Source organism: Brevundimonas sp. P7753 (genome assembly GCF_013386595.1).
Taxonomy (GTDB): domain Bacteria; phylum Pseudomonadota; class Alphaproteobacteria; order Caulobacterales; family Caulobacteraceae; genus Brevundimonas; species Brevundimonas bullata.
Genome location: NZ_JACARP010000165.1, coordinates 1 through 470 on the forward strand (window position 1 = coordinate 1; position 470 = coordinate 470).

A 470-nucleotide genomic window follows, 5' to 3' on the forward strand; every position below is an offset into this window, starting at 1 on the left:
CGGCGGGCTTCGGCGCGCGCCGCACCTCGTCCAGGGCCTTGAGCAGCATCTGCCACGTCCGCGACAGGGTTCCCGCCGAGATGGCCGCGCCCAGCGCCGTCAGCTTCTGCGCCTGATCATTGGGCAGGCGGGTGGCGTTCGGGCCGAGCATCTTGGCGACCGAGGCGGCGTGGCAGTGCTCCAGCAGGTCGTTCGTCACCTGCACCGGATCGGCGCCATAGCCGTAAAGGGTGCGGAAATTCTCCAGCGCCTCGGCGGTGCGCCCGGCCATGACGGATTCGAACAGGGCGATGGTCTGGGTGCGGTCGGCCAGGCCCAGCATGTCGCGGACGGTGGCGGTCTGCACCGTCTGCCCGTGCTCGGCTTGAACCAGGGCCTGGTCCAGCAAGCTGAGGCCGTCGCGCACCGAACCCTCGGCGGCGCGGGAAATCAGCGCCAAGGCCTCCTGCTCGATCTTCATGCCTTCGCGG

The 470-nt window shown here is 70.0% G+C and carries 1 pseudogene; it reads right to left on the reverse strand.

What is annotated here, in order from left to right:
* A pseudogene (locus HX774_RS18725) lies at positions 1-470 on the reverse strand (DNA polymerase III subunit gamma/tau); the annotation flags it as partial.